Here is a 23633-nt window from a genome sequence, read left to right on the forward strand (position 1 = left end):
TTACGTTATGATGTGTGATTCGATACGTGTGATGGTGCTGTTGGTGTAGAAGCCGTTGCTGTGAGCGCATCATTGATGATACGCGCTTGCTCTACTTTATGACCTGACGGGTCACCTTCTGCTGTACTTGAACGGCGACGACGACCAATGTAACGAACATTTTGAATTCCGTTCGGTGCGACTGTTTCAAGCCGTGGTTCCATAAAGGACCACGCTCCCATGTTTTTCGGTTCTTCTTGCACCCAGACCATCTCTTCGACGGATTCATAGCGCGCAATGACTTCTTGTAAGGCTTTCGCTGGGAACGGATACAGTTCCTCAACCCGGACGATTTGTAACCAGTCGAGATTCTCCTCTGATTTCGAGACCGCTTCCGCTAAATCAATTGCCATCTTACCAGAACAGAACACAAGACGTTTGACACAATCTGGTGCTTCTCCAAGTCCCGCTTGTTCAATGACACGACGGAAACTACCCTCCGTCAATTCAGAGACGTCAGATGTCGCAAGCGGATGACGCAAGAGACTCTTTGGTGTCATGACCACGAGCGGTCTAACTTCCTCTTTTCCGAGGATTGCTGCTTGTCGACGCAACAAATGGAAGTACTGCGCAGCACTCGATACGTTCGCAACTGTCCAGTTCTTCTCACCGGATAACGTCAAGAAGCGCTCTAAACGACCACTCGAGTGTTCTGGTCCTTGTCCTTCATAGCCGTGCGGAAGCAACATAACGAGACCTGACGTTTGTCCCCATTTGGCTCGGCTCGCAGAAATAAACTGGTCAAAGATGACTTGACCTGAGTTTGCGAAGTCTCCGTATTGCGCTTCCCATAAGACAAGCGTTTCTGGTGCAAAGACATTATAGCCGTATTCAAAGCCAAGAACACCCGCCTCAGAGAGTGGACTGTTATAGACCGAGAACGAAGCTGTTGCCGTTGATAAAGCATGAAGTGGCGAGAATCCTTCTCCCGTTTTCACATCATGAAGATTGATATTCCGTTGTGCAAACGTTCCCCGTTCAGAATCTTGCCCGCTTAATCGGATTGGTGTTCCATCCGAGAGAATTGAAGCGAATGCCAATGTTTCGGCGTGTCCCCAGTCAATCCCGTTCTTCGTCGAGAATGCATCTGTCCGGCGCTTCAGGACTTTCTCAAGTTTATGGAACACTTGGAAGCCATCTGGCCACTGCAACAATTCTTCATTGTATGCAGTTAATGTTTCGATCGCTACTCCTGTTTCGATCGTCGGAACGCCTTTAAAGACGACGTCCGGCATGACCCCACCATACTCTTTCTCTACATTTGGGACTTTTTCTCGAGCCGCCTTCATGTGATCATTGATTGACGTCTCAATCGATTGAATTTCCTCAGCTGTCGCATCCCCGTTCGCGACAAGCGTCTTTCCGTACAAGACACGAATCGGATCATGCTTATGGATCAAATCGTATAAGACCGGGTTTGTATTCATCGGTTCATCCATTTCGTTGTGTCCAAAACGACGATATCCGATTAAATCGATCATGACGTCTTTCTTGAATGTTGCACGGTACTCGCTCGCGAGTAGCGCAACAGCGAGACAGCTTTCAGGTTCATCGGCGTTGACGTGGAAGACTGGAATCTCATACCCTTTAGCCAGGTCACTCGAGTAACGCGTCGAACGCGAATCTGTCGGTTCCGTCGTGAAGCCGATCGTATTGTTCGCGATGATGTGAATCGTTCCGCCTGTGTTATATCCTTTGAGGTTTGCTAAATTCAAGGTTTCAGCAACGATTCCTTGACCTGGGAACGCTGCATCCCCGTGAATCAGGATCGCAGCAGCGGCTGCCTGCTCTTGACGTGGTGCGCCTTTTTGGGTCCGGTCATCTTGTGCCGCACGCGTGAAGCCCTCGACGACTGGGTCGACGAACTCTAAGTGCGATGGATTGTTCGCGAGCGTCATCCGGATGTCACGTGTCTTTTGCTCGAGTTTCCGGTTTAGTCCGAGGTGATACTTCACGTCGCCCGTCCAACCGTATGTGATACCGATTGATCCTTCAGACGGTACGAGATCATGATTTGGTGCATGCTGGAACTCAGCAAAGATCATTTCATATGGTTTACCGAGTACATGAGCTAAAACATTTAATCGTCCACGGTGCGCCATTCCGATATTGATCGTCTCCGAGCCGTTCGAAATGAGGTGTCCGACGATTGTATCGAGCAATGGCACCATCGCATCGAGCCCTTCGATCGAGAATCGTTTTTGACCGACATATGTTTTGTGCAGGTATTTTTCGAAAAGGTCCGTTTCAGCCAAGCGTTTGAACAATTGTTTCTTTTGCTCAGCATCAAGCGTCGCCGTCAAAGCACCTTGTTCGATTTTTTGACGGAGCCATTTCTTTTCCTCTAAGTCATCAACATGCTGGAACTCAACAGCCGCTGCTCCCGTGTATTGCGCTTTCAAGTGCTCGATGCCTTCAAATGCATCTTGAACACCCGCTGGCGGCTCAGGACAGACGAGTGAAACCGGCATTTTCCGAAGATCTGCCTCTGTCAGTCCAAACTGATTTAGTTCGAATAATCCTGTTTCTCGCGGATGGTCCTTCAGCGGATAGATATCCGCCGCAAGATGTCCTTTTGCACGAATTTGTTCCGCTAAACGATTCGCCGCAAGATATTTTTCGAAATCTCCCGTCTCGACTTGCATCGGTACTACTGGTTCCGTCACAGGTGCACCATGCTCTTCGAAATAAGTACGTGTCTCCTCATCGACGGATGTTTTGTCTTCTAAAAAACGCTCGTACAATTCAATGATGTAGCCAAGGTTTGGTCCATAAAATGCTTGTTGATCTTGCTCGTGGCCTGCCATGTACGGTTCCCCCCGTTTCTATATTTCTCCCCTCACATTTAGCATCGGCTAAATGTGTTTCCAGCCCTCTACCTGTTAGCGCTTTCAAAAGAAATTGCATGAATGATGCGCTAAAACGTCATGAGAAGGAACGAACGTGCCATTCTTCCATGAAAGTGCCTTCGTTACTATATTACTACTCTTTTCCTGCGTGTGCATTTCGAATTCCCAAATTCTCACGCTTAAATGTATAAGTTTTTCTTATGAGCGCTTAGCCAGTAATTTATGAATAAGCAAAAAACCGGCGTATCTGCATTTAGATACGCCGGTTTAATCATAACACTTTACTGAGGAACGATTGCGTCCGTTCATGCTGTGGAGAATCAAAGAGCGCTTGTGGCACATTCTCTTCGACGACATACCCACCATCCATAAACAACACGCGGTCTCCGACTTCACGAGCAAATCCCATCTCATGGGTCACGACGACCATCGTCATCCCTTCGAGAGCAAGTTGTTTCATGACGGCAAGCACGTCCCCGACCATTTCCGGGTCAAGCGCTGACGTTGGCTCGTCAAACAACATGATTTTCGGGTTCATCGCGAGTGCTCGGGCAATTGCGACCCGTTGCTTTTGACCCCCGGATAATTCGCCTGGATAATTATTCGCTTTTTCCCGTAGCCCAACTTTATCGAGTAGTTCCAAAGCTCGCTTTTTCGCCTGGTCCTTATCCGATTTACGTACTTTAATCGGTGCGAGCGTGACGTTCTCAAGCACGGTCTTATGCGGGAAGAGATTAAAATGCTGAAAGACCATTCCGACCTCTTCCCGAACTTTGTTGATATCGACCTTCGGATTTGTGATGTCGAAATCATCGATGATGACCGTTCCACCCGTAATCTCCTCCAGTCGATTCAAACAGCGTAAAAACGTACTTTTCCCAGATCCCGACGGACCGATGACACACACAACTTCTTTTTCGGCTATCGAGACGTTAATGTCTTTTAAGACTTCGTTCGAGCCGAATGATTTCTTTAGATTCTTCACTTCAATGATACTCATCGTAATGTAAACCTCCGTTCCAAGAACTTCGCCACTAATGACAAGAGATAAATGATGACGAAGTACATCAATCCGACGACAGACCAAACGATGAATGGCTCAAACGTCGTCGATTGCTGAACTTGACCTTGTTGCGTCAAATCAGCGATGCCGATGATCGATAACAACGATGTATCTTTTAAGCTGATGATCGATTGATTCGTAATCGTTGGTAACATCCGTCGGAATGCTTGCGGTAAAATGATTTGAACCATCGTTTGACGTCCTGTCATCCCGAGTGAACGTGCGGCTTCTGTTTGTCCCTTATCAATCGACTGGATACCTGCTCGAATAATTTCCGCGAAATAAGCACCAGCATTGATCGCGACCGTCAGTATCCCTGCATACATCCGGTCCATCGATAACCACTCAAGCGAGTTGAGTCCAAAGTAGATGAAGAAAAGCTGAACGATGAACGGTGTACCACGAATGACATCGATATAGATGATCGCGATTGCGTTCAAAATCTTTAACGGTGACAACCGCATCAATGCGACGACTAAGCCAATCAGAAAGCCGACGATGACCGCAATGATGAAAATATACAATGTGACTTGAAGCCCTTCCAAGAAAAATGGAAATGCGGTTTTGACCACTTCCATTGGCTATCCCACTCCCTTATCGCCTTGCGACTTATTTCAGATACGTGTCAACGATTTTATCGTATTCACCGTTTTCTTTCAGATTCGCAAGTCCTTTGTTGATTTTCTTCAGCAGATCCTTATTCTCACCTTTTAAGACAGCGATCCCGTAGTTATCACCGTTGAGTCGATCACCGACAAGTTTCAATCCAAGGTTTTGTTGTTTGTTTGCATATGAGATGACCGGATAATCTTCAATCAAGGCAGCTGCGTTACCGTTCTTTACTTCTTGGAACATCGCTGGACTGTCATTGAACTGTGTAACAGTGAAGCCAAGTTTATCCGCGTTGTCCGTTGCATATTTTGCACCCGTCGTTCCCTTTTTGACGGCTACTTTTTTCCCTTTAAGATCGTTAACGGATTTAATACCATTCTCATCTTTTTTGACGACTAAAATAAGACCAGCTTTGAAATATGGGTCTGAGAATGTGACGACTTTTTTCCGTTCTGGTGTAATACTCATACCGGCAATGGCAACGTCCAATTGGTTTGCTTGAAGTGCTGGAATGATACCGCTGAAATCCATTGCTTCAAATTTAATCTTGAAGTTTTGATCCTTAGCGATTGCTTTCATAAGATCGATGTCGATTCCTTTGTACGTGTCCCCGTCTTTGTACTCAAATGGTGGATACGTGACGTCGATACCAACTTTATACGTCTTTCCTTCTGAAGACCCTTCATCCTTCGAACCGATACTACATGCACCAAGTACGAGAATACAGCTCATCAAGAGCGCTAGCAAAATACTTCCTTTTTTCATGTTTGTTTCCCCTCTCCTATGTGTTAAAGATTGTCGACTCCACTTAGTACTTTCCCTGAAGAGTACCCTCTTTAAAACGTATTTTACCAGAAAAGTTCTAAAAAGATAAACATTTCTGAATTTTTATTCGATGCAACCGTTTTCTATTCATTATCAAAAAAGGAGGCAACCCCTTGATGGGATTGCCTCCTTCAATCATTTATGCCGCCGAGAGGACTTGAACCTCCACGGTGTTGCCACCACTAGATTCTGAGTCTAGCGCGTCTACCAGTTCCGCCACGACGACGTTGATTTATGATATTAATATAGCGGGTAACGAACTGAGTTGTCAATCATTTCGCAAGATGTTCCGGACGAACTTCTCAACGACGTCATCATACAATGCCGGATCCTCGAAATATGCCATAGCGTGTGCGGCATTCGGAATGACGACCAGTTCCTTTTCCGTTGGACAGGCTTCGTACAGCTCATACACCATATCTGTCGGTACGAACGTATCCGCACCACCATGGATGAAGAGAATCGGAACCTGTGCCTTTTTGACCTGTTTCAGCGCTGATGCTTCACGGAACGTATAACCTGCCTTTAGCTTCGTCAATACGCTGGTCATCCCTAAAAACGGGAAGTGTGGTAGTCGATACATCCGCTTCATCTGATACGCAAGAACAGCATTGACGGACGTATAGGCACAATCAGAAATGATTCCTTTGATTTGTGGTGGAAGTTGTTCGCCACTCGTCATCAATACGGTCGCCCCTCCCATCGACACACCATGTAAGAACAGTTTCGCATCCTGTCCAATCCGTTCAATCAGATAGTTCGACCAACTGAGACAATCTTCACGATCATGCCATCCGAATCCGATATAATGACCGTCACTCATTCCGTGTCCTCGATTATCGGGCATCATGACATGGAAACCGGCCTGATGGTACAGATAGGCGAATCCGGCTAAATCCGTTCCGACGCCTCCGTATCCATGCACGAGAATGACAATCCGGTCTGACGGAACAGGAGACGGGAGGAAATGTCCGCGTAACGTTAAACCATCTTTTGCTTCAATCTCGATCCGCTCGAGCGGCTGCTCCTTGATCCATGTCTGTCCAGGTTGCATCAACCGGACCATCTCATCACTCAAATCTCGATTATTCGATAAGAACGGCTTCGGATTCGTGGCGATTGCCATCTCATAAAAATAATAACTCGCTGCTACTAATCCGGATCCGATGACTCCGATTCCAATTTTTGTTCTGCGACGCATCTGCCCCACTCCTTCTTTCCGTTATAGCTCGATCTTCAGTTGAGCAGCATGGTCATCCTCTTCATCCTGCAAGACTTGTTGACGTAATCGTTGTTCCTGTTGCTGACGCCGGTAGGCAAACTCTTGGACAAGCTCTGTACCCGTGAATCCATCTTCTACGAGTTCACTCAATAAATCCGTTTCTGTCTCGACGACTTCCCCCGGACGACGCATGACGAGAACATCTCCGACTTGTGCAATCAGCAATTCATCTTCTAGACGAAGTGCATCGTAAAACGGTTCCGGTAACGTCATTCGACGTGTTTCCGGGTTAATATGGACGCGTTTATAAACGCCTAATGCTTGAAACTTACGACGTGCCATTGCGTGCTCTCCTTTTTAGTTGAACGTAAGATCGATTCGTGAATCTTTTCCTTGAATACGAACCGTACCCGTCGCTCCATTGATTAACGTTAACTGTGGTGGCTGATGACCGATGTCAAGATCATATAAGACTGGTAAGCCCGTTTCATCGGCTAGATAGTGATACACGTCTAGCCATGTCAGATCTTCTGTAATCCTTGCAGACGTACGGCCAAATAAAAAGCCAGCCGCATGGTCGAACCACCCAGCATACGCCATTTGTCGAAGCGTCCGATGCACCTCGGCAGAACTCGCTTCAGACACCTCGAAGTACCAGAGAATCGGTTCTCCGTTGATCTCTTCATGTTGGAAGCGCTTCACATCTCCGTACGGTGTCCCAATCAGATGGCGAATCGTCTCCAGACAACCCCCAAGTAACCGTCCGGTCACTTCTGTTCGCTCATCAAGTGCTTTCCATTCTGTCGCTTCCGTCAGCTGAAATAACGAACCTGCTGGACGTTCTTCGTCTGTCCACGCGGTTTGATAACGATCGGAAGCCCACTGTGTGACGGTTTCTCCAGATGGCGTCGCGAGAACCCGTCGCCAGGCACTTGTCGTCTCGTCCCATTCTTTACTCCGAAGCTCAACGAAGTTCGGACCATGTGCTGTCGCAATTCCCGTCTGAAGCGTCAAACTGAGCAATAACGTACTGATATCGGAATAGCCAAGCAACCATTTTGTTTGGTAAGCAGTTGGTGTCAACTCGGGTAAAAGATCAATGGCGCGTTCCCCACCAAATGGCGGGATAACAGCATCAATCGTCTCATCCGTCATCATGTGATTGAATTCTTCGGCGCGTTGTTTGACCGGTGCACTCTCAGCAAGTTGATGCGACCAAATCGTTTCACCTAAACGGACGTTCATTTGCCGTGCTTGTACCTGTTCAACTGCTCGTTCGACCCATTCCTGTTGCTGTTCACGTAATCCGGAGGAGGGCGCCGTCACTCCGATCGTGTGACCTGTCCAACCTAAAAATGGATATTTCATGGTGACCCCCTATAATGTCATAGTGTGAAAAAATCTTCTCGTCAAAATATGAGTTCATTATACCGTTCTTATGCCGCATTACCAACTTTTATCCTGTTAGAACGCTGTAATACGAACAAAAACACGATTCTGTACAAGCGACCTGAATGAACAAGTCGCCTAGACAAAATCGCGTTTATATCCTTCATTAACTTGATGCTGATAGTTCAGCGTATTCCTCTTGCGTGAACGCACGGGAGCGTGTCAAAAAACGTTTCCCTTCGACACCCTCAAGAGAGAACATTCCGCCTCGACCATCCACGACATCAATGATGAGTTGGGTATGTTTCCAGTACTCATATTGATCTTCATGAATATAAAACGGGCAACCACCGATCTCTCCTAGTTTTTTATCCTGATCTCCCAGGAATAAATCGCCCTGCGCAAAACACATCGGGGAACTGCCATCGCAACAACCACCAGATTGATGAAACATCAACGGACCGTGTTTTTCTCTCAACTGGTCGATCAACTCAAGACAAGCTGCTGTCGCCTGAACACGTTCCACCATTTGCATCCACGTCCTTTCCGACTTAGAAGAAACCGAGTTTATTCGGGTTATAGCTAACAAGTAGGTTTTTCGTCCGTTGGTAATGGTTGAGCATCATCTTATGGTTCTCGCGTCCGATCCCTGACATTTTGTAACCACCAAACGCCGCGTGAGCTGGATATTGGTGATAACAGTTCGTCCAGACGCGCCCTGCTTCGATCGCACGACCAAACCGATAAGCACGGTTCATGTCACGTGTCCAGACGCCGGCACCAAGACCATATAACGTATCATTCGCAATTTCGAGTGCTTCTTCTTCCGTCTTGAATGTCGTGACCGATAGAACCGGTCCGAAAATTTCTTCCTGGAAGATGCGCATCTTATTGTGTCCTTTAAAGATCGTTGGTTGAATGTAATATCCTTCTGCGAGATCTCCTTCGAGCATGTTGCGCTCTCCACCGATTAGACACTCTGCGCCTTCCGACTTACCAATTTCAAGATACGAAAGGATTTTCTCCATCTGTTCGTTCGAAGCTTGAGCACCCATCATGACGTCGGCATCAAGAGGATTTCCGATTTTGATGGCTTTGACGCGCTCTAAAACACGTTCCATGAACGGTTCGTAAATCGATTCTTGAATCAAGGCACGCGATGGACACGTACAGACTTCCCCTTGGTTCAACGCAAACATCAATAATCCTTCGATTGCTTTATCAAAGAATGCATCGTCTGCCTGCATGATATCTTCAAAGAAAATGTTCGGTGATTTCCCACCGAGTTCGAGTGTGACCGGGATCAAGTTCTGCGAAGCATACTGCATGATCAAACGTCCTGTCGTCGTCTCACCCGTAAAGGCGATTTTGGCGATTCGTTTGCTTGAGGCGAGCGGTTTCCCTGCCTCAAGACCGAATCCATTGACGATGTTGAGCACACCTGGTGGAAGTAAATCTTCGATGATCTCAACGAGTACCATGATGCTCGCTGGTGTTTGTTCTGCTGGTTTTAAGACAACACAGTTTCCTGCTGCGAGAGCTGGTGCTAATTTCCAGACAGCCATCAGGAGCGGGAAGTTCCACGGAATGATTTGACCGACGACGCCAAGTGGCTCATGGAAGTGATACGCAACCGTATCTTGATCGAGTTCGCCGACCGAACCTTCTTGTGCACGAATGACCCCAGCGAAATAACGGAAGTGGTCGATCGCGAGCGGTAAATCGGCGTTAAGTGTCTCACGAACGGCTTTTCCGTTCTCAAGTGTTTCCGCATAAGCGAGCATCTCGAGATTTTCTTCCATTCGATTGGCGATCTTATTTAAAATATTCGAACGTTCGGTTACAGATGTTTTTCCCCATGCTTCTTTTGCCGCATGTGCTGCGTCAAGAGCGAGTTCGATATCTTCCTTTGTAGAACGAGCGACTTGGCACAACACCTTACCAGTAACAGGTGTCACATTATCAAAATATTCTCCCCCGACTGGTGCCGTCCATTTTCCATTAATGTAGTTTTCATACCGTTCCTTGTACTGTACTTTTGACCCTTGCTTGTTCGGAATGTCATAAATCATGCGTTATATCCTCCCTCAACTAAAATGGTCAAGCAGTGAGACGGATGCTTGTATGCGCTTACATTTTAATATAGGCTAAAACAGTCCTCTCGATACCATCGTACCAAAATTATATGAAAAGTCAAAAAATTCTGGTAAATACTTGTGATATTTTTCGAAAAAAAACATCTCCATTTTCGGGAGATGTTTTGCCGGTCAAGACCGTGTCGGATCGATTCCATCTTCTTGATCAGACGGTGTATCAGAACTACCAAAGTCACTCACTTTCGAGAATCCGTCCGTATCACCGTCGATGTCTTTCCCGCGAGCTGTGACAGATGGATCTAGTACATCTTCTTCGCTTGGTCGCGAATTCGGATCGTTCTCGTTTTGTTCTGCTTCTTCTTTTGCATGCTCAATGCATAATAGGGTTTCTGGAATGATATCAAGGCGTTCGATTTCAATCTCTTTTCCACAGACTTCGCAAATGCCATACGTTCCGTCCTCGATCGCTTTTAAGGCGCGATCCACATCTGATAGCATATCCTCTTGCATATCCGTGATTGCTTGATCACGTTCCCGCAAGAACAATTCATCGCCAGAATCGGCAGGATGATTATCGTAACTCGACAATTCACCTTCATCGTAATCGGTATCGCGTTGTTCGATGTTTGATGTCGTCTTTTCTTTTTCCTTCAATAACCGTTGCTTAAATTCTTCCGTCTGTTGTTTAGATAACATGATTGTTCGACTCCCCTTCGTTAGAACCTCTGTTAAGAATGTAGCCTATTCGAAGAAGAATTAAACCATCACGAACACTTATAAGACCGAATTGATCCATGAAGATCACAGATAACCGTCATGCATTCATTCCCATCGTTAAAACAAATCTGATGTGATCGTCCATTCTTGGATGTCGTGATGTCATCAATCCACAGTTGCGAAGCATCTGCTGAAGACAGCATCGCGATTTTGTCGCGAATCATGAATAAATCAAACGGTAACAGATTCAAGGATTGAATCGTCAAACCATGTTTACGGAAGAGTGGATCAAGCTGATATTGCGAGAGACTGTACAAACACTTCTCGGCTCCACCAATCAACAACTGAATCGAATGGGAGGGTTCATGACTATCGATTCGCTCCTTATGCAGGATAATTCGTCCTCGAACACCAGACTCATTGAAAATTCGTTGCGTATCCTCTTGTGAAAGGCGTGGTCCACCTTCCTTAACCTTTAAGACGATGTGAGCGAATTCCGCGAAATCCGGTTTTCCGATTTCAAGCGCTGGGATATGACGAACTTCTTCACGTTCAATGATTTCAATCAAGTCACGCTCGACTTGGATGCTGACCGTATCTGTTGAAAAGACACGGACGTCGATCACGAATTGATCAAGTACCGCATTTACTTCGATCGTATACGTTAAATCTAGGTTTTTTTCTTGCTCAACCAACAATCGATTCAAGATAAGTTGATGCAATAAATGGACTGGTGTACGTGAAGAAAACTGACTCGAATAAATCAAATGCTTCGGTCCGGTTCCTTTTGTTGCTTTTGGTCGTGCTCCGTTTAATCTATATACATTCACTTTATAATTTAACATATGATCACCTTCTCTTACCTGAAAAATCGGAATAGAGATGTTCCGTTCATATAGCGTACAATGTATTTTAATCGCTAAATATTCGTTTTCGAATATTCCAAATTTAATATACAAATTGTAATCAAATTGTGATAGTAAGATTTTTAGAAACTGCTTTTTTCGTTGATACCAAGACATATTTAAATCGCAAACTAAAAACACCCTCCACAGATATGAAAGGTGTTCAGCTTACAGAGTTATTCATTCTTAAGCAATCGAATTGACTTGTTGTTGCATCGCTTCATAATGCTCAACGATCCGAGATCCAAGTGGATCCGTTGCTGACAGTTGTAGATATGCGTTCAGCGCATCTTCGATTCCATGTTTCGTAATATATGCATTTAATTCTGAAGATTCTGAATCATTTGGATCGAAATAGGTTAGGGCTGCTGCGATCCCACGTGCTAATCCATCTGCTTCGATCCCACGCTCCATCAATTCCTTCGCTGGTTTGACAAGTCGGTCACTTGGACTCAATTTACGAATCGGTGAACGGGCGACACGAATGATTTCATCATGAATTCGCGGGTTTTCAAAGCGTTTCATATTCTTTTGGATGTACGCACTATGATCGACCGGATTAAAGCCGTACTTTTCAAGTAACAACCACCCTGTTTCGTAAAGTGCCGTCTGGACACCCCGACGGATGCGTGGATCCGTTAAACTTTCAGCGATCGTCTCTTTATGAAATAGTGCTCCGAGGTATGAAGCAATTGCATGTCCCGTGTTGACAGTGAACAGCTTCCGCTCGATGAACGGTTCGATATTCTCGACATAGGTGACGCCGTCGATCCGTGGATAGGCTTCCGGTAGTCCAGTCGTTTCGATCACCCATTCGAAGAATTCTTCCACTTCGACGTACAACGGATCTTCGTGATGCTGAAGTGGAACAATCCGATCAACTGCTGCATTCGGGAAATACCAATTCTCCGCTACCGGTTGATGTTTCGCCACCTCTGTTTGTAAGTGTTTTGATCCACCAATCATGTTTTCACACGCAATGACGTAGACAGGTGTCTGTTGATCCCGTTGACGTAACCCTTCCGCGATCAAAGGAGCTACTTTCGACAACAAGCTCGGTCCGACAGCTGTCGTGATTACATCTGCTTCACGAATCGCTGCAATGACCTGATCTGGTTCAGATAAACTGTTAAGTGCCGTCACGCCGTCGACCCGTTCACGCCCTCCTCTTTCAGAGGCATAACCCACCTCATAGGTATGTCGTGCTTTTAATGCATCGACGACCGTCGTATTGACATCTACGAAACAGACTTCGTAACCCGTCTTGACAAGTTGTAAGCCGATGAAACCACGTCCGATGTTACCGGCACCAAAATGGATGGCTTTCATGGTTACACCTCCGCTGTCAATAAGGCGATGATTTCTTCTTTTGATGTCGCTGCCACGATACGCTCGACGTTCTCCTCATCGGAGCAAATGACTGCGATATTTGATAACAACTCGAGATGTTCATCACCGACGCCAGCGATACCGATGACGAGTCGTGCTTGTTCCGTTCCGAACGCTACACCTTGCGGTACTTGTAGAATCGATAGCCCCGTTTTCTTGACTTGTGATTTAGCCGACTCTGTTCCGTGTGGAATCGCGACATGGTTGCCAATGTAGACCGTTGATAAGGCATGACGTTCCTGCATTGAATCGATATAACCCGCTTCGACATATCCGTGATCGACGAGGAGTTGACCGGCAGCCGTAATGGCTGCCGTCTCGTCTGCGAATTGTTGATCAAGTAATACAAGTTCCGGTGAAAGGTTCATTGTCGTTGTCATGTTTATTCCTCCTTGAGTGTCTCTATCTTTAAGAAATCTTATTTCTTGCTGTTTCGATCTCATGAACAAGTTGATCATAATATCCGGCATTTAAGAAATTATCGACTGATCGGTGTTCTGCCGTTGGTACCTGTTCCTTCGCCCGCTCCGTCAAATCACGATGCGTGATGATCAGTTCGGCGTTTTGCGGCAATTGACTGATCGACGTATTCGTCACTTTGATGGGTAAGCCCGCTTTATTGATCTTATTGCGAAGGACGGATGCTCCCATCGCACTCGATCCCATACCAGCGTCACAAGCGAAGATGATATGTTCGACTTCCGCAAGTGGTTTGGCATCAGCTGAAACGAGTGTCGAGGCAATCGATTGTTTTCCTTTCATCGCACTGACGTTCGCGCTCGCCTCTTCAAGCGACGTTTCTTTTGCCTTGCTAGTTTTTAGCAGGACAGTCGAGACAACAAATGTCACAGATGCTGAAACAAGTACACCTGCAATCAATCCGACGTAAGAACCGCGTGATGCCATTGCGAGAACCGCGATGATACTACCTGGTGAAGCGGGTGCGACTAATCCGACATCAAACAGGACGAAAGTGAGGATACCACTCATGCCACCTGCAATCATCGCAAGCAACAAGACTGGCTTCATCAAGACGTATGGGAAATAGATTTCGTGAATTCCACCGATAAATTGGATAAATGCTGCACCGGGTGCTGTCTTCTTCGCTGCACCAGAACCGAAGAACGAGTAAGCAAGTAACAATCCAAGACCTGGACCTGGGTTGGCTTCGAGTAAGAACAGAACTGATTTACCCGCCTCGTTTACTTGGTCGAGACCAAGCGGGCTTAAAATACCGTGGTTGATCGCATTATTTAAGAACAAGATTTTTGCCGGTTCGATGAACAAACTCGCTAATGGTAGCAAATGTGCGCTGACGATCGCACCAACTGCTGCGGCCATGATGTCGTCAAGACCTGTCATGAGTGGTCCGAATACTTTGAATCCACCGAGCATCAACAAACCACCGATGATTCCGACTGAGAAGTTATTGACGAGCATCTCGAGACCTGGTTTGACTTTTCCTTCAATTAACTGATCGAACTTTTTGATGACGTATCCACCAAGTGGTCCCATGATCATGGCACCGAGGAACATCGGAATCTCTGTTCCGACGATAACCCCCATCGTCGCAAGCGTCCCGACAACGCCTCCCCTGACGTCATGCATTAATTTCCCGCCCGTGTATCCAATCAGCAACGGTAAGAGATAAGTGATTGTCGGACCGACAAGTTCACCGAGTTCCTTATTCGGTGCCCATCCAGTCGGGATGAAGAGTGCCGTGATGATCCCCCAAGCGATGAATGCACCGATGTTCGGCATGACCATACCGCTTAAAAAGCTACCGAACCGTTGAACTTGTACACGGATACCCCGTGCTCCATTTTGAGCTGTCGCCATTGCGTTAGCCTCCATTTCGTGTATGAGTTGATAAGATGATTGCTTTGCTATGCCCTTATTGTAAGATCATTGCAAGCGCTTACTCAATCTTTCCTAGTTCAGTCTTTGTCCAAGAAGTTGGACAGACTGGAAAGAAGCCTGCCTGATCCAAGAAAAAATCCCTGCCACTTCAAAGATTGAGTGACAGGGGTTTTTCAAGTATTGCCTAGGAATTGATCAATTACCGTTCGAAACGTTCGATTTAAAAGCAGACGAATTGCATGTTCCTCTCCGAACTCAAATTGATCCATTTGTTCGGGACTCTCAATGATTGCGGCACTAATCGAACTGAGTAATTCAAGCAGTTCGTTCGAGGTCTCTTCCGGTGCGACAAGGACAAGAAGCCGTTCGACGGATTGCAACTGTTGATCCATCCCGAGTAAGTCGATTGGTTCAGGCAATTCAAAAATGAGAAATCCTCCTCTTTGAATTGTCGCATCACGTCCGTGGAATAAAGCAAGCCGTGTTCCTGGAATACCAAGACCCGACATCTCATGACGACGCAACAATTGCGCCGAGAGTGAAACAGCTGATTTTGCTAATCCTTGATCGACCATTCGTGTGCTGATCTCAAATAATAACGATTCAATCCCATCGTCCACACGCTCCAACCGTTCCATTTGAAATCCGTTCGACACTTGAATCGACGATGCAACGAGCCGATGCAATTGCTCGAGATCGAGCCATTCTGTTTTCGTCTGCCGTGGTTCTGGTTGGAAGGATTTTGGTAAGGCAAGAATCAATTTTCGGATCCGTTCGACCTCATCCTGAGGGAGCAACGGGTTGACAAGAAGATGTGGTGGGCGGATGTCAGGCAACGGCACGGTCGATAAAACGAAGTCATACGATTCAATCGGTAATCGTTCAATGCCAAACAGCGACGAGTTATCGATATGTTCGAGTTCAGCAAATTCTTGCCGTAACCGATTCATCAATAACTTTGAAGAGCCGAGTCCAGCAGAGCAGACGACTAAAACGCGATATGGTAGTTTAGGTGTCGGTTTGCTGAGAACAGCCCCGAAATGCATGACCCAAAATGCTAAATCCACGTCTTCAAATGTCGCATCTGTGAAGATCGACAATGCTGCTTGTTTGACCGCATCGAACAGACGTGGATATTCCCGTTCAATTTGTTTGATGACATAGGACGGATTGACGCTATTTTGACGCGTATAGGATTGAATATGCGAAACGAGCCCCCGCTCCAAAGCATAATCTTTCGTAAAGTTCGTTCCATATAATAAAGAGACGTGTTCAATCAATCGTTTCACACGGAGGCGTGTGACGAGTTCTTCCGTATCTCCTGCGTCCGATTGAAAAAACGCGCGCAACTCTTCTGATAACCATTGACGTTCGGCAATCGACAATGTGTCAGGTAATCGCTCTTCGACGCGTTCCACCCATTTGAGAATTTCGACTGGGTACGCTTTTAACTCGTAACGCATCGGAAACTGATCTTTGCGCAACGCTTGTAAAGCTAAGCTGAGTGTGGCACGCATGATTTGTCGGTCATTGAGACGTCCTTCTTTCGTCAACGGTGCAATGACTGCATACGCTTGATTGATCATCTCAAGCCATGATGTTCGGTTCATTTGTAACAGATGGGGTAACTGATCGACATCTCCTTGCAACAACCGATAGAAAGCAAGAACATCCCATTGTGTAAAGATCAATGAGATCAATAAGCGTCGTTTGTTGATCTCTTCGCCGATGACTTCGGCACCAATGCCTTTTTTGCGCTTGATTTCAAGGTCATATTGCATAAACCACTCATCAATCCGCTCTAAATCCTGGCTGATCGTACTCGGTGCCACGTACATCGCATGGGCGATCGCCTGTAATTTGACCATCCCGTCTTCTTGCAGTAGCCGATACGCTAACTCGACTTGGCGATCCTCAGCAGTCGGTAATTGTTTGTGTGATAACAATAATTGGTCCCGTAGTACGTGTTTGGCTTCATCCGTTCCCTCAATCAACAGACCTCTACCGCGGACATATGTCAAACGTAACTCATGGTCTTCTAAAGACTGGGCAAGACGATCCCGTTCACGCTGAATCGTTCGTTCCGATGTCTCGAGCGTTTCCGCGATTTCTTGTATTTGAACAGGTTCCTCACGTGATAAGAGGAAAAATAAGATATCGTGTTCCCGTGGTGTGAATTCAGTCATGTAGCCTCACTCTTTTCCGCCAAGATTCGAGGATGACGTCATATGCAGTCGGATCCAGAATCCGATCGACTGGATGAACAGAACAATACGCTTTCCAGACGTGTCGATGGATAAGTTGTGCTTCTCCGACGATAAAAGATGCCTGATCAGGAAGATCTACGATTCGACATGTCTTGACGTCTGTCGTAATCCCACATTCAAGTAAGCGTTTTCTAAAAATCGTAGCCCCTATGACACTACTTGCCATTCCACTCTCGCATACGAAATAGATGATTTCTGGATTCATCCGTCATTCCTCCCCTTCATTTTATAAGAATATCAGAAATAGTTTCGGGGTTTTACCTTGAAACAAAATCAATAGTTATTTTTGAACTGGCAGATTTCCTTGCCAAACACAAAAAAGCCTGGATTTCTGAAGATGCCAGAAAATCCAGACTGCGTGATTTAGCCAGTTTGTTGCATTGTTCTTAAATATTGACCGACGGCTTCCGCCACTTCACGACCTTCTCGAATTGCCCAGACAATGAGCGATTGACCACGTCGTGCGTCACCTGCGGCAAATACACCTGAACGGTTCGTCGCATAACGAATCGTCTTGATTTTTCCGCGTTCCGATGCAACCGCTAAATGCTCGAGTATACGCTCTTCCACACCGCTGAATCCGATAGCGATCCAGACTTGATCGACCGGGAAGTAACGATCGCTCCCTTCGATTTCCTCAAAGATCACCGCACCCGATTCATTTTTTGTTTTTGTCGTCTGAATTGTCCAGACACCGGTGACTTGACCCGATTCACTTGTCGTGAACCGCTTAATGGCGATCAAGTATTCACGGGGATCTCGACCGAATTGTTGGAATGCTTCCGCATATCCATAATCGATCGAATAAAGCAAAGGTGTATCCGGCCACATGTTTCCTGTTGCACGTGTCGTACCCGGTTGTTCATGCTTGCCGAATTGGACGACGGAGCGGCAGCGTTGACGGAGCGCCGTCGCTACACAGTCCGCTCCTGTATCGCCACCACCAATGACAAGAATATCCTTATCTCTCGCATCGTGATCAGGAGACAACGGTTCTTTCGAGAGCACGTGGCGTGTCACTCCGGTCAGATAATCCATCGCATAACCAACTCCTTGCGTTGGTGCTTCTGTCAATTTTCGTGGTTCCGTCGCACCGACACACAAGATTACAGCATCATACTCTGCTTCAAGTGTCTCGAGCGTGATATCTGCGCCGATCGTAACATTCGTCCGAAAGTGGATTCCTTCTGCTTCAAGCAAATCAACACGACGCTGTACGACCTCTTTATCGAGTTTCATCGCTGGTATACCGTATGTCAAAAGCCCGCCGACGCGGTCCTCTCGTTCAAAGACGGTGACCTGGTGCCCTGCTTGATTCAGCTGATCAGCAGCTGCAAGACCGGCAGGACCAGATCCGACGATGGCAATAGAATGCGACGAACGTATCATTGGAATTCGAGGCACGACCCATCCTTTTTCAAACCCGATATCAATGATCGATCGTTCAATATCCTTGATTGCAACTGCAGGTTCATGAATTGATAACGTACACGATCCTTCGCACGGCGCTGGGCAGACGCGACCCGTGAATTCAGGAAAATTGTTCGTCTCAAGCAGTCGATCGAGGGCCTCTTGAAAACGACCTTCTTCTACAAGTAAATTCCATTCTGGAATTAAGTTATAGACTGGACAACCGATCTTCACTTGATCAAATACTTCCCCTACATGGCAAAACGGGGTGCCACAATCCATACATCGACTTGCTTGTTGACTCGCTTCCGCTTCCGTCAAAGCCGTCTTGTATTCACTAAAATCCCCCACCCGTTCGCTTGGGTGTCGTTCCGCTCCGCTTGAACGAGCAACTGTCATGAATTGATCGCGTCGTTTCATCGTACTCCCCCTGTTCTTCGACCAAGATGTGTCTCGAATGCGAGTAACATCGCTTCTTCAGTGTTATGTCCTTGTTTTGCGAAATCAGCCATCAATGTTGTCACTTTCTCGTACGTCGATGGAATGACGCGGATGAACGAATGGATGACATGATCCCAGTTCGCTAGAATCGCATCGCCCTGCTCACTTCCGGTCCGTTCGACGTGCCGCTCGATGAACGTCTTCAGTCGCGTGATCTCTTCGGCATGCGTGACGGGTCCAGTCGAGACGAGTTCGCGGTTGACACGTTGTAAAAATTGTTCGGGATTACGCGGTAAGACATAAGCGACACCGCCTGACATACCGGCTGCAAAGTTTTTTCCGATATCGCCAAGGACAACGACAGATCCACCGGTCATATACTCGAGTCCATGATTGCCGATTCCTTCGACGACGGCGACGGCTCCACTGTTTCGAACCGCAAATCGCTCACCTGCCTGACCGTTGACATAAAGTTCTCCACTTGTCGCTCCGTAAAGTGCGACATTACCGATGATCGATTGATCGGACGAGACGAACGAAATCGAACGTGGAGGATGAACGGCGATGATACCCCCGGACAACCCTTTCCCTACATAATCATTCGCTTCTCCCGTGACATCAAGCGTCATCCCACGTGGGAGATACGCACCTAAACTTTGCCCAGCAGATCCCTGCAGTTCAAGTTTCAATCGATCCGTCGGAAGACCAAGTGCCCCAAATCGTCTGGTCAGCATCGCACCGGTCTGCGTGCCAATCGCACGGTCTGTATTTTGAATCGTTAAATGTAGTGTCTGTGGCTGACTGAAATCTGCCGACTCTAAATACGGTGCGACTTCACGGGCGTCAAAGGAACGCTCAACGTGATGCTGTTGTTGTTCAGCCGGACCGTGTGACACATGAACGAGGAGACGAGAAAAATCAAGACTTTTTGCCTTCCAATGCGTTCGTTGTCGTTCCGATGGTTCAAGTAAATCCGTACGCCCTACGAGATCTTGCAACCGTCTCACACCGAGCTTTGCTAAATGTTCTCGCACTTCCTCAGCGATAAATGTCATGAAATGGACGACATCATCGGCAGATCCTGTAAATTTCTTGCGGAGCTCTGGATCCTGTGTCGCGACACCAACAGGACACGTATCGAGATGACACGCACGCATCATGATACAGCCGACAGCGATAAGTGGTGCTGTCGCAAACCCATATTCATTCGCTCCGAGCATTGCTGCGAGGATGACATCACGACCGGTCAATAGCTTTCCGTCCGTCTCGAGAACGACACGCTCGCGTAACCCGTTTAATGTCAACGTTTGATGTGTTTCAGCAAGACCAAGTTCCCATGGCAGTCCGGCATGTTGAATACTCGTCTTAGGTGAGGCGCCCGTTCCGCCGTCATGACCACTGATGACGATAACATCTGCTAACCCCTTCGCAACGCCAGCAGCAATCGTTCCAACGCCTCCTTTGGCGACGAGTTTGACGCTAATCCGGGCTTGATCGTTGGCACGTTTTAAGTCATGAATCAACTGGGCTAAATCTTCAATTGAATAGATATCATGGTGTGGAGGTGGTGAGATCAATCCAACACCAGGTGTTGATGCACGTACACGTGCGATCCATGGATAGACTTTTTCACCGGGTAATTGACCGCCTTCACCGGGCTTCGCACCTTGTGCCACCTTGATTTGTAATTCGTCGGCATGTACCAGATAATGACTCGTCACTCCAAAACGACCAGAGGCGATTTGTTTGATTCGGCTCATCCGGAAATCGCCATTTTCATCGTGTTCGTATCGTTCTTCTTCCTCCCCACCTTCACCACTGTTACTTTTACCACCTAAGCGGTTCATCGCGATCGCGAGTGTCTCATGCGCTTCTTTTGATAACGAGCCGTATGACATTGCACCTGTTTTAAAGTATTTGACGATTTCGCTAATGGGCTCGACTTCTTCGATCGGGATTGCCGTCGTCTCCTTGAATGTCAACAGATGTCGTAGCACCGTTGCTGGTTCCTCTTGAATGCGTTGTGCGTACTTTTGATAGAGCCGGTAATCATTCGTGCGGCATGCGTGTTGCAACAAATGAATCGTCGCTGGATTAAACGCATGATGTTCTCCTGCTTGACGGTACCGGAAGACACTGCCGGACTCTAAATGAATCCGTTCATCTGCAACCTGTTGTGCTCGTCGGACTTCTTCTTCCATCAGCTCAAGCGTCATCCCACTCAATTGAGAGACCGTGCCAGTGAAATGCTGTTCGATGACAGAGCGATCGATTCCGACTGCTTCAAAGATTTGAGCACCCCGATAACTGAAGATCGTCGAAATGCCCATCTTCGACATGACTTTGACGACGCCTTCCGTGACTGCTTTTTGATAACGTTTGGCTACATCCGTAAAACGATCCCCTACTGCTTCTTCAAGCGTCGCATATGCAAGGTACGGATAAATCGCATCCGCACCATACCCGATCAACGTGGCGACATGATGGACTTCACGAATTTCTCCACCTTCAACGATCAAGCTGAGATTTGTACGTAATCCCTTACGGATCAGCGCATGATGAATCGCACTCGTTACTAAGAGGACTGGCATCGGTAATGTTCCAGGGCGAACGAGACGATCCGATAACGTCAATAATTCATACCCGTTTTGTGCAGCGGTCACAGCCTCATCAACGATCATGTCAAGCGTTTCTTCAAGCGAGTCGGTGAACGTCGTTGAGATCGTTTTCTGCTTAAGTCCACATTGTTTAAGCACATGGGCTTCGTCTGGTCGCAGGATCGGCGTCTCTAAGCGAACACGACGACAGTTCGCACGGTTCGGCGTCAGCAGCTCTCCTTGTCGACCAAGCCATGTTAGCGTCGAGGTGACGATCTCTTCGCGTAACGCATCGATCGGTGGATTCGTGACTTGTGCGAATAGCTGTTTGAAATAACGGAACAAGGATTGAGGACGTTCACTTAAGACCGCTAGCGGTATGTCCGTTCCCATCGCGCCTAACGGATCCTTTTGTTCTTCGACGAGTGGAATCAAGTATTGATCGATATCTTCACGCGTGTATCCAAAATGCCGTTGTTTCGTTCCAAGTTCAATGAGTGTTTCCTTGAAGTCGTTACTTGAGAGGGAAACGACTTCTTGAGCGAGCCACTCCGCGTAAGGGTGACGTGTCGCTAGCTCCCGCTTGATCTCTTCATCTGCGATTAACTGACCGGACGCAAAATCGAGTAAAAGGAGTTCACCCGGTGCTAATCGTTTTTTGTACAAAATGTCTTGTTCACGAAGAGGGAGTACTCCTGCTTCTGACGACAACATGAAGTGACCATCGCGTAACAATACATATCGCGCCGGGCGTAAACCGTTTCGGTCAAGCGTCGCACCAATCTGTTTTCCGTTCGTGAAGACGATGGCAGACGGACCATCCCACGGTTCCATCATGCTACTGTGATACTCATAGTACGCGCGCTTCGCCGGTCTGATTTCGGCATGTTCGAATGGTTCCGGCACGAGCATCAGTGCTGTCTCAGCGAGAGAAAGACCTGACAGATGAAGAAACTCAAACGCATTATCAAGCATTGATGAGTCGCTACCTGTCTCATCCAATATCGGTAACACTTCCTCTGCCCGATTACCGTACGTCGTCTCAGCAAGTCGACGTTCTCGACCGCGCATTGCCCGAATGTTTCCTTGCAACGTATTGATTTCGCCATTGTGAATCAAATAACGGTTTGGATGGGCACGTTTCCAACTTGGGAACGTGTTCGTACTAAAACGTGAATGTACAATACCAAAGCCTGACTGATAGCGTTCGTCTCGTAAATCATCAAAGTACGCACGTAGTTGATCCGTCGTCACGAGTCCTTTATACACGATTGTTTCACTCGAGCTACTCAAGACGTATTGCTCGAGACCGAGTTGCTCCGATTCACGTTCAAACGCTCGTCGAATCAAAAAAAGTGTTCGTTCAAATGTCAATCCTTCCATCGCCTGTGCACCAATGAAGCATTGACGAATGACTGGCTCCGTACGACGTGCACCTGATCCAAGCACTTCGGACCGAACAGGTACGGTCCGCCACCCTAATACGTCTTGTCCTTCTGTCAAAATGATTGACTCTAACGTTCGTTCGAGTCGCATCCGTTCCCGTTCCTCACGTGGCAAGAACATCATGAAAACGCCATAATCCCCTTTTTTAGGGAAGGAAATGTGCCGAACCGTTTCACGAAACAACCGATCTGGTAATTGCGTTAAAATACCCGCCCCGTCTCCAGTCTTCGCATCACTCCCTTGTCCACCACGGTGTTCCATTTGACAAAGCATGGCCAATGCATGTTCAACGATTTCATGACTCGCTCGTCCTGTTTGATGTGCGTAAACCCCGATCCCACACGCATCATGTTCCATACGAGGGTCGTATAAGCCCTGCTGTTCAGGGTATTTATGAAATGTCATAGTAGCACTCTCCTTGCCTTCTTAATTTTCTGTATATTCAGTTAAGTTACACTTTACACCCTTTTATGTTTATTCGCTACTATGCATAATCACCATCTTGA

Annotated in this window: 18 protein-coding genes and 1 tRNA gene; all 19 read right to left on the minus strand. The window is 47.0% G+C overall.

Annotated features, from left to right (window positions below; genetic code table 11):
• Positions 1-5: 5 nt before the first annotated feature.
• The 19 genes from ASG02_RS06330 to gltB all read right to left on the minus strand — a co-directional run bounded on the left by ASG02_RS06330 (position 6) and on the right by gltB (position 23532).
• The gene (locus ASG02_RS06330; RefSeq protein ID WP_056062071.1) at positions 6-2846 is read right to left on the minus strand and encodes a 2-oxoglutarate dehydrogenase E1 component; all 2841 of its coding nucleotides are present in this window, start codon (positions 2844-2846) and stop codon (positions 6-8) included.
• 313 nt (positions 2847-3159) lie between these two features.
• Positions 3160-3888 (minus strand): amino acid ABC transporter ATP-binding protein, encoded by a 729-nt coding sequence (locus ASG02_RS06335; RefSeq protein WP_035407405.1) that lies wholly within the window; start codon positions 3886-3888, stop codon positions 3160-3162.
• Entirely contained in the window at positions 3885-4529 is a 645-nt protein-coding gene (locus tag ASG02_RS06340; protein WP_035407403.1) for an amino acid ABC transporter permease, read from the minus strand. Before ASG02_RS06340 ends, ASG02_RS06335 begins: the two co-directional genes overlap by 4 nt.
• A gap of 31 nt (positions 4530-4560) precedes the next feature.
• Complete coding sequence (locus ASG02_RS06345; protein WP_035407400.1) at positions 4561-5328, minus strand: transporter substrate-binding domain-containing protein; 768 nt, start codon at positions 5326-5328, stop codon at positions 4561-4563.
• A 202-nt stretch (positions 5329-5530) separates the two neighbouring features.
• Positions 5531-5614: transfer RNA gene (locus ASG02_RS06350), tRNA-Leu, on the minus strand.
• A 42-nt stretch (positions 5615-5656) separates the two neighbouring features.
• A complete protein-coding gene (locus ASG02_RS06355; RefSeq protein WP_029341930.1) occupies positions 5657-6589 on the minus strand; it encodes an alpha/beta hydrolase in 933 nt (310 codons plus the stop codon).
• 21 nt (positions 6590-6610) lie between these two features.
• Positions 6611-6952, minus strand: a complete 342-nt coding sequence (locus tag ASG02_RS06360) for a hypothetical protein (RefSeq protein ID WP_023468553.1) — start codon at positions 6950-6952, stop codon at positions 6611-6613.
• Between the two features lie 15 nt (positions 6953-6967).
• A complete protein-coding gene (locus tag ASG02_RS06365) occupies positions 6968-7978 on the minus strand; it encodes a S66 peptidase family protein (RefSeq protein ID WP_035407398.1) in 1011 nt (336 codons plus the stop codon).
• Between the two features lie 187 nt (positions 7979-8165).
• Positions 8166-8528, minus strand: coding sequence for a DUF779 domain-containing protein (locus ASG02_RS06370; RefSeq protein WP_023468555.1), 363 nt, complete (start codon positions 8526-8528; stop codon positions 8166-8168).
• Positions 8529-8550: 22 nt separating this feature from the next.
• Positions 8551-10071, minus strand: coding sequence for an aldehyde dehydrogenase (gene adh, locus ASG02_RS06375; protein WP_056062075.1), 1521 nt, complete (start codon positions 10069-10071; stop codon positions 8551-8553).
• A gap of 195 nt (positions 10072-10266) precedes the next feature.
• Complete coding sequence (locus ASG02_RS06380) at positions 10267-10791, minus strand: TraR/DksA C4-type zinc finger protein (protein WP_035407390.1); 525 nt, start codon at positions 10789-10791, stop codon at positions 10267-10269.
• Positions 10792-10859: 68 nt separating this feature from the next.
• The gene (locus ASG02_RS06385) at positions 10860-11657 is read right to left on the minus strand and encodes a hypothetical protein (RefSeq protein ID WP_035407387.1); all 798 of its coding nucleotides are present in this window, start codon (positions 11655-11657) and stop codon (positions 10860-10862) included.
• A gap of 246 nt (positions 11658-11903) precedes the next feature.
• Positions 11904-13046: a mannitol-1-phosphate 5-dehydrogenase gene (locus ASG02_RS06390; RefSeq protein WP_056062077.1), complete on the minus strand. Its 1143-nt coding sequence runs from the start codon at positions 13044-13046 to the stop codon at positions 11904-11906.
• A gap of 2 nt (positions 13047-13048) precedes the next feature.
• Entirely contained in the window at positions 13049-13486 is a 438-nt protein-coding gene (locus tag ASG02_RS06395) for a PTS sugar transporter subunit IIA (RefSeq protein ID WP_200934376.1), read from the minus strand.
• A 28-nt stretch (positions 13487-13514) separates the two neighbouring features.
• Positions 13515-14945 carry a PTS mannitol transporter subunit IICB gene (locus ASG02_RS06400; RefSeq protein ID WP_035407382.1) on the minus strand — a complete coding sequence of 477 codons (1431 nt, stop codon included), beginning with the start codon at positions 14943-14945 and terminating at the stop codon, positions 13515-13517.
• Between the two features lie 194 nt (positions 14946-15139).
• Entirely contained in the window at positions 15140-17152 is a 2013-nt protein-coding gene (locus ASG02_RS06405; protein ID WP_035407379.1) for a BglG family transcription antiterminator, read from the minus strand.
• Entirely contained in the window at positions 17145-17438 is a 294-nt protein-coding gene (locus ASG02_RS06410) for a hypothetical protein (protein WP_035407375.1), read from the minus strand. Before ASG02_RS06410 ends, ASG02_RS06405 begins: the two co-directional genes overlap by 8 nt.
• Positions 17439-17596: 158 nt before the next feature.
• Positions 17597-19063 (minus strand): glutamate synthase subunit beta, encoded by a 1467-nt coding sequence (locus ASG02_RS06415; protein WP_056062080.1) that lies wholly within the window; start codon positions 19061-19063, stop codon positions 17597-17599.
• Positions 19060-23532, minus strand: coding sequence for a glutamate synthase large subunit (gene gltB / locus ASG02_RS06420; RefSeq protein ID WP_056062083.1), 4473 nt, complete (start codon positions 23530-23532; stop codon positions 19060-19062). The genes ASG02_RS06415 and gltB overlap by 4 nt, the downstream gene beginning before the upstream one ends.
• Between the last annotated feature and the right edge of the window lie 101 nt (positions 23533-23633).

The organism is Exiguobacterium sp. Leaf196 (assembly GCF_001423965.1).
In the GTDB taxonomy this organism is placed as follows: domain Bacteria; phylum Bacillota; class Bacilli; order Exiguobacteriales; family Exiguobacteriaceae; genus Exiguobacterium_A.